Consider the following 7835-nt stretch of genomic DNA (forward strand, 5'->3'; position numbering starts at 1 on the left):
CTTGCGCGCGACAATCATCGCGGCAATCATCACCTCGCCGCGACACCGACTCGCCATCCTGATTGTCGCGCGCTTCCCATCCAGATTGTCGCGCTATACCTCCCCTTTCATGGACCAATTACGCTGCACGGACCGCCGCCTGACAGGCTTTGCGCAATTTGAGCTAACGTGATGTTGAGGCCGCAACCAACGTATGTATTGACCGTCTGTGAACTTCCGACCTACAGCTCGCGGGTTGCCCCGGGAGTTCTGTGCCCGTGGCGCCTAGTCAAGTGAATCTAAAGTTCGCCACATAAAGTCTGCTGGGCTTTGTGGGAGAAGCGTTTGACGGAAGCCAAGATCTGGTCTGCGGACTTGGTCCATTTGAAGGGCTTCGGGTTATTGTTGTGCAGTTCGATGAAGGTACGGATGTCGGCCTCGAGCTGCCTGACGGAGGTGTGAACACCTCGCTGGATCTGCTTTCTGGTGAGTTCAGCGAACCAGCGCTCGATCTGATTGATCCATGACGCGGAAGTCGGCGTGAAGTGGACATGATAGTGCGGCCGGCGAGCGAGCCACGCTTTGATCTTGGGTGTCTTGTGGGTGGCGTAGTTGTCCATGACGATATGGACAGCGAGCCCCTCAGGGACTTGAGCGTCGATCTCTTTGAGGAACTTCAAGAACTCGACCGCCCGATGGCGCTTGTAGCATTTGCCAATGACGAAGCCGGAAGCGACATCGAGTGCGGCAAACAGCGTGGTCGTACCATGCCGCACATAGCTGTGCGTGCGACGTTCCGGCACGCCAGGCATCATCGGCAAGTCCGGCTGCTCGCGATCGAGTGCCTGGATCTGGCTTTTCTCATCGACACTGAGGACAACGGCTCGGTTCGGTGGGGACAGGTAAAGCCCGACAATATCGCGCACTTTGTCGACGAATAGCGGATCGCTCGACAGTTTAAATGTCTGGTTGCGGTGCGGCCGCAAGCCGAACGCCGTCCACATTCGGCGGATCGTGGCGTGAGAAAAGCCAGTTTCCGCAGCCATCGAGCGGATCGACCAGTGCGTCGCGTCGGGCGGTGTCGTACGCAATGTCCGCTCGATTACCTCAGCAACCTGATCGTCGTCGATGGTTCGGGGGCGGCCAGGGCGGGCTTCGTCAAGCAGGCCATCACAGCGATCCTACAAGAATCGGCGGCGCCACTTGCCAACGGTATGTTCGTGAAGGCCAAGTTCGGCAGCCACAGACTTGCTTGGCAGACCATCTGCACACCGCAGGATCGTGCGGCACCGCTCAGATAGCGATCGGGCTACACGATGACGGCGAACTTGCCTCTCCCACGGGCGAGCATGACAACTGCAAAACGATTTGTTGGTCGTTCGCATGACTTGCATCTATTGGCCATACTTAGCTCAAATACTCGGTTTTGAGCAGCGCACAATGCCCCAAACATCGTTCGCGATGCCACTTATGATGGGTTTTTCAAAGAAAACGCGTCCTGACATCGGCAGGATGCCGGCTGGTGATTGGTAGAGTGATAGCGAGTTCGAGCAGGCGATACGTGATCATCATCGGCGGCGGCGCCAGCGTGTCCTGCTCACCTATCAATTGCTGCATCGGCCGAGCGAGCGATCTCCGCGTCACCCTGATCGAGCAGCTTCCCGATATTGGGCGCGGTATCGCATATCATACAGGTAACCCTGATCACTTGCTCAACGTACGCGCCTCAAGTATGAGCGCGCTGCCCGACCAACCAGACCATTTCTGGCGCTGGCTGAGCTGGCGTGATGCAGGCGCGTCGCTGTGTCTTGATCCCTACTGTTGCGTGCCACGACGCATGTATGGCGATTACATCGCGAGTTTGCTCGAGCAACAGATAGCTGACCCGACGAACGCACGGCGTCTGTCGATCCTGCAAGGTACTTGCGTCGATATCAACGAGGGGCCCGCCTGCGTGTCGGTCAAGCTGGATGATGGCAGATCGCTAGTGGCCGATACAGTCGTTCTTGCGACGGGACATGATACGAGAGCTAATCGCCCGGCTCATGCAAATCCTTGGGCTCCGCCGTCCTCCGCTCCCATCGATACTGATGCAACCGTATGATTCAGGGCACGGGCCTACCATGGTCGATTATGTCCTGTCGTTGCTGCGTAACGGCCATCGCGGGCCGATTGTCGCGATGTCACGGCGCGGCCTGCTCGCAAAACCCCACCGCCACGTCGATGCTTTGCAAATTGATGAGACGGATGTTCCTTTCGGCGCCAGCATCAACAACCTGCTACGCTGGCTTCGCGACCGTATAGACCGGAATGCGACCCAAGGCGTCGATTGGCGCAGTGTCACCGATGGCCTTCGGCCCTATACCCAGCGGCTGTGGCATGAGCTCCCCCGGGCATCGAAACGCCGCTTTCTCGAACACGCGCGCGCCTGGTGGGACGTGCATCGGTACCGGATGGCTCCGGAAGTCGAAGTACGCATCACCCAGGCGCTTGACAGCGGCCAGCTCACCCTGATGGCTGCAAAGGTGGCCAGCATCGAGCCCAATAACACCGGAGCCAGAGTCACGTACCGCCGGCGGGGCGACGCCAATCCTCTCGAGATGCAAGTCGGCGCCGTCGTCGATTGCAACGGCATCGTCAAAGATCCGCGCGCTACGCTCAATCCAGCAGTGCGTAGTTTGTTCGATCGCAGTCTAGCCCGCGTCAACCCGCTCTGCATCGGCATTGAGACCGATCGCAATTGTGCGATCATCAGGCGCGACGGCACGGCTTCGCGCTGCCTGTTTGCGGTGGGTCCGATCACACGCGCGGCCTTTTGGGAGATCATGGCGACACCCGATATTCGCAACCAATGTGCCGCACTCGCGACCTTCCTCGTCGACACTGCAAGTGAGGATCGGCCCAACCGCATGAGCGCGTCTGACTGCTGACCTCCCAGAATCAGATGCGGCAGGCTTCTGCACCGCTCGACCATACTGGGGCTACTCAACACTCATTCGGCTTACAACAGCAGCCCAGAAATGCCGTTCTGCTTGAGCTCCATAGCTCAAAACAAAAGCGTCGCTATCTATGATCTTGTTTGATGTCCGCAGCACTTCCCCAGACGTCGCAACTGCGACGGAGGTGGGCAATTGCTCCTTTGCTCGTGAAATCGAAGGCCGCACGCGTTGGATTTGGCTCACGCGAAGAAAAACCAGATGCTCGTGCGTTCCGATCGGGTCCTTACTGCGCTTCTAAGAGGAGGCGCTCAGGTGGGCTGAGAACTAATCCGCGATGAAGAACGTGGCCGCGCGCGACGCGGCCGGGACGGGAGAGACTCGATGCAACCTGCCGGCAAAAGAAACCGGAAGGCATAGCTCTCATCACTTTCGATCCAGGCGGGTGGTCGCCTCGTCGAGGGCGGCATGTCGCGACACGAACTCCGGTGCACTCTCGAGTGAGCCGGGCGAGCACGTCCGTTGTGGGGCGAAGTGCCGCAATCACTTCGCCCCACGCTAGTGGGCGGACTGAAGATCAGATCGCATGCATCAAGCTCGTCGAAGGTCAGACGTACCCGCAGGACAATCGGAGCTGGACGCATTGTTGTCTCAGACGCAGTATTGCCGTTGCAAATAACGCCGACCAAGCCTTCGTGGACAAAGAAACCCTCACTGCAGGGTTTCTGTTCTAGGAACGGAACGGCGTGCCATGGGCGACCACTCTAGCGGTCTTCGGGCCAGGGACGTCAAGCCACTACTTCCAGTAGTTGAACAGTTTGGCAACATCATCTTGAACTCGCTCAAGAACATGGAATTCGAGTCTGTCGAGTGATAAGAGTTTCTCGTCAAGATCGTTTCGCCACACTCCGGCCCGCTCAGCTTGTCACTGTCCATGGGCGATCGTTCGAGTGGCTCGACATCCGCACCGATACCGTCGCCCAGTTGCGCGATCCGGTGACGCTCGAACGAGCGTGGATGCCACTGGCCACGATCACCGTTCCGGTGCGGCCAGAATGGGCGCGGACGCATCCCGCAGTCAGTGAGGCCAATCGCCCACTTTCTATTTTCTTCCATCGCTTCCGTCGTCGGAAGCAACCAGGTGATACGATCGCGCTCCAGGATGGTGGGTGACATGGCTGGTATATGACCGCAGACAGTTGCTGCGGTGGCGCGCGCATCGTCCGCGCTAACGTGATCCGGAGCGGCTCGACCTGTTTCACCGCCGCGATCGTGTTGAGCAGGAGCGACCAGGTGCAGCTATATAGATCACATCGTGATCTTGAGAGCTCGCGAATGTCCAGAAACAGGATGAAGGAGGCAGTACCGCGAGCGATGCGGTGTTCTGGCAGATCTCGGTGAACTGATTCAGGAGATTTCCGAGCCGGGCGCACCATCCGACGCCTAGGCCAAGCGTGACGGTCAAGGCGACCGACCTCAGAAATCCGCTCAAGGCACGCAGCACGCTCGCCGAGACGTCGTCGTACAATTCTTCTGTCTGCGGAGCTGCTACCCGCCCGCCGGGCACCTACGAGAACGGCGGCAAGAACACGGATCGATCAAGCCGAAGTTCGGAGCCGCCTCCCTCACCGACAACGGCATGAGGAACAGGATGGAGGGATGCCCGAATACGGTGAGCCCGCGTATGACCGAACCGACCCTGCGCAAACGTGGCTCGTTCCGTCAGGACTACGCGGGTAGCACTCTTCGTGATCACTATGGTTTGACTCGCCCCGTGAGCGTATTCTCGCGCTCCCTTCAAGCGATCGCGTCATCCATTGAAGACCGGTCACGTCGCGCGCGGCGCGCGCCTTGCTTTGCCGCGCGAACGAGCAGTTTGTGCGCTCGCATACTCAATATCGGCTTCGCAGCCATCGAGTCGGACCAATTCGCATCGCCGAAATGCCAGCCCTGTTTTCGAGAGCAACCAGAAGAAGTGCCATGCTCGAGCACATCTGGCGATCCCTCGATCAGCAGCCGCGCACGCTTTTGGGCGCTCGATGAGCACGCAACTGCGCCACATCTTCCATCTGCACCGAGGAGAGCCAGCCGGTGTTCCTGTCCGGAAGCGCCTTTTCGCCGTTTGCTTCGAAGTAAAAAGTCACGCCGCTTGGTGGGCGCCTTCAATAAGATCGAAAAAAGAAGTGAAGAGCTAGATTTATCCCGGGCCCAGGGCCCGAAGTAGATCGGCAAAGCGGACAGTCTTAAAGCCGCATCCCGGTTGGCGAGGCCTCAAATCAACTATGTCGAACAGACGAGAACAGGCTGGCTGCGGCGCGATTGAAGTCATGGTTGCGCGCTAGAAGTGTGCGGCGTGTTCAGGCCAGGGCCGACCGAGGCAGGGCGGCGGCATCGCGCGTAGAAATCCCCCTTTCCTGCGAACGGCCACGGAGAAGGTCCCCGAGCTTTCCTGCGTGCTCCATTCAGAAAGTCACCAAACGCAGATCATCCTCGCTCGAGCACCGGCAATGGCAACCATTAGATCTAGACGGTCGAGGCAGGCTGCTTTGGTCGAAATCTGATCTGAACCTTTCCGATTAGGTGCGGTTTGAGTTTAACATTCGGAATATACACCGGGGATCTCTGGATGGGGGCTTGCTTTGTCGTGTTGGGCATTGGCAACCCAGTCGTCCCCGCGGAACGCTCTCAAGCCCAATAACAAACATATCAAAGCCGTCTTCCGTCAGTCCAAGCGCAGGAAGTTGCTGTAAGCGCCGATATGAAGCGAACAGAACGCGTCATTTCCGATGATCCTAAAAAATAGGCAGGTGATGAGTCCATTGCGGGTCTCGGTCTCGAGGCGATTGACGAGGTCGACTACGTTGAAGAAGCGGCCGCGGGCACCGGATCGGATGCAGCTTCTGGCGATGGCAATGGCGAGGTGTGTTTTGCCTGTACCTGTGCCGCCAACCAGCACGACGTTGCGTTGTTGGGCGATGAAGCCGCCGCCAGCGAGATCATTGACGAGAGTCTGATTGATCGGCGTGCCGTCGAACTGGAAGTCGGCGATGTCCTTGGCGAGCGGTAGCTTGGCAATGGTGAGCTGGTATTTGATCGAGCGGGCTTGCTTCTCGTTAATCTCGGCGTTGAGCAGGTCGCCAACAATGCGCTGCGGTTCGTGCTGGCGCTTGACGGCAGTTGCCATGATCTCGTCGAAGGCAGCCTTCATGCCGTAGAGCTTGAGTTCGCCCATGAGGTCGAAGATTTGGGTTCGTTCCATCAGATGGTCCTCCGGAGGTTGTCGTAGCGGGCACAATCGGCGATCGGTGCATGACGGAGCGTCAGTGCGGCCGGCGTCATGATGTTGGCCGGTGGGGCGGGTTCACGTTGACGGGCCAGGATATTGAGAACGACATCGGCGGAATGGACGCTGTGACTGAGCGCTTCGGCACAGGCCGCTTCCACCGCGGGCAGACCGTCAGTCAGCACCGCGTTGAGGATGTCGACCATCTGCCGATTGCCATCGTCGGTGCTGGCAAGCTTGCGCCGGATTCGCTCGATCGCGGCCGGCAGCACCCAGTCTTTGAAGGGAGCACCGTTGCGCAAGGCGCCGGGTTTGCGGGTGAGCACCGGCACATAATGCCAGGGGTCGTAGACGGTATCGCCGCGGCCAAAGGATCGCGGGTGCTCGGCAACGATACGTCCATCCTGACGGATCACGATGCGATCGGCATAGGCTTGAACCTCGACCGGTCGTCCGACTGCACTGGCTGCGACCGAGTACTTGTTGTTGTCGAAGCGCACCAGGCAGGTCTTCGAGACCGATGCCGTCACCGCATGGAAGCCGTCGAAGCGGCCGGCATAGGGAACGAGTTTGGGGCGTTCGGCTTCGAACACGTCCCAGATCGTCCGATCGGCCAGCTCCGGATGGCGATGAGCCTTGGCGTAGGCGATGCACTTGTCGAGCAGCCAGGCTTTTAACTCGTCGAGGTTTTTGAACCGCAGCCGCGGCGTGAAGAAGCGTTCCCTGACCAGCCCGACCTGGTTCTCGACCTGCCCCTTCTCCCAGCCCGACGCCGGCGTACAGGCGACCGGATCGACCAGATAGTGGCTGCACATCTGCAGGAAGCGGCGATTGTAGAGACGGCCTTTACCGACGAACATCGTCTCTACGGCGGTCTTCATGTTGTCGTAGATGCCGCGGGTGCAAGTGCCTTTGAACAGGGCGAACGCCCGGTCGTGGGCGTCGAACACCATCTCCTGCGTCTCTCGCGGATAGGCCCGCACGAACAGCATGCGGCTGTGACAGAGCCGGACATGGGCAGCCTTCACCATCACCGTGGTGCCGCTCAGCAGGACGACCTCGTGGCTCCAGTCGAACTGGTAGGCTTCGCCTGGGGCAAAGCTCAGCGGCACATACGCCGACGCTGTCGAGGTGCCGCGTTCCTTGCTCCACCGTCGTGCGTATCGACGAACCGTATCATAGCCGCCGGCATAACCCAGACCGCGAAGCTCTTCGAATAGCCGGATCAGCGTCAGCCGTTCCCGTGCTGCCTTGCTCTCATTCCCTGCCAGCAACCGGTCAAGCTCGGCACTCCAGGCACCGATCTTCGGGAGCGGCTGCGTCTCGCGCTCATACCGGAACTCCGTCGCTTGAGAACGAATGACCTTGCGAACCACCTTCCGCGATACGCCAAGTTCTCGGCAGATCACCTTGATCGGACGACCATCAACAAAGTAGGCGCGACGGATCTTACCAATCGTCTCCACCACCAGCATCCCAACCTCGGCTTCCATGACTCGATGGAAGCCACTGTGGACCCTTATCCCGGGGTCCCGATTGGGGTCTGACTCATTTCCGATGAAGTTTGCCGGGCGACTGTGGTTCTCAAACGGAGAATCAGCGCCATGCGGACGGGCTTTCAAATCTCATCGCTAGTA

The 7835-nt window shown here is 59.2% G+C and carries 2 protein-coding genes and 4 pseudogenes; 2 read left to right on the forward strand and 4 right to left on the reverse strand.

What is annotated here, in order from left to right:
• Positions 1-278 precede the first annotated feature (278 nt).
• Positions 279-1364 (reverse strand): annotated as a pseudogene (locus tag IVB48_RS14835) (IS630 family transposase).
• Between the two features lie 176 nt (positions 1365-1540).
• Between IVB48_RS14835 and IVB48_RS40925 the strand changes: the two are divergent.
• Together IVB48_RS40925 and IVB48_RS40930 are read left to right on the forward strand one after the other, a co-directional pair.
• Entirely contained in the window at positions 1541-2083 is a 543-nt protein-coding gene (locus IVB48_RS40925; protein ID WP_346658990.1) for an FAD/NAD(P)-binding protein, read from the forward strand.
• A 19-nt stretch (positions 2084-2102) separates the two neighbouring features.
• Positions 2103-2909: a hypothetical protein gene (locus IVB48_RS40930; protein ID WP_249805673.1), complete on the forward strand. Its 807-nt coding sequence runs from the start codon at positions 2103-2105 to the stop codon at positions 2907-2909.
• 1834 nt (positions 2910-4743) lie between these two features.
• On the opposite strand, the pseudogene IVB48_RS14845 reads toward IVB48_RS40930, so the two are convergent.
• From IVB48_RS14845 to istA, 3 pseudogenes are all read right to left on the reverse strand, one after another.
• Positions 4744-4890: pseudogene (locus IVB48_RS14845) on the reverse strand (PilZ domain-containing protein); the annotation flags it as partial.
• Between the two features lie 846 nt (positions 4891-5736).
• Positions 5737-6174: pseudogene (locus tag IVB48_RS14850) on the reverse strand (ATP-binding protein); the annotation flags it as partial.
• Between the two features lie 8 nt (positions 6175-6182).
• Positions 6183-7673: pseudogene (gene istA / locus IVB48_RS14855) on the reverse strand (IS21 family transposase); the annotation flags it as partial.
• Between the last annotated feature and the right edge of the window lie 162 nt (positions 7674-7835).

Source organism: Bradyrhizobium sp. 76 (assembly GCF_023073025.1).
In the GTDB taxonomy this organism is placed as follows: domain Bacteria; phylum Pseudomonadota; class Alphaproteobacteria; order Rhizobiales; family Xanthobacteraceae; genus Bradyrhizobium.

Bases quoted from the DNA above. Each gene is read 5' to 3' on its own strand.
- IVB48_RS40930 (WP_249805673.1), top strand. From the start codon at position 2,103: ATGGTCGATTATGTCCTGTCGTTGCTGCGTAACGGCCATCGCGGGCCG.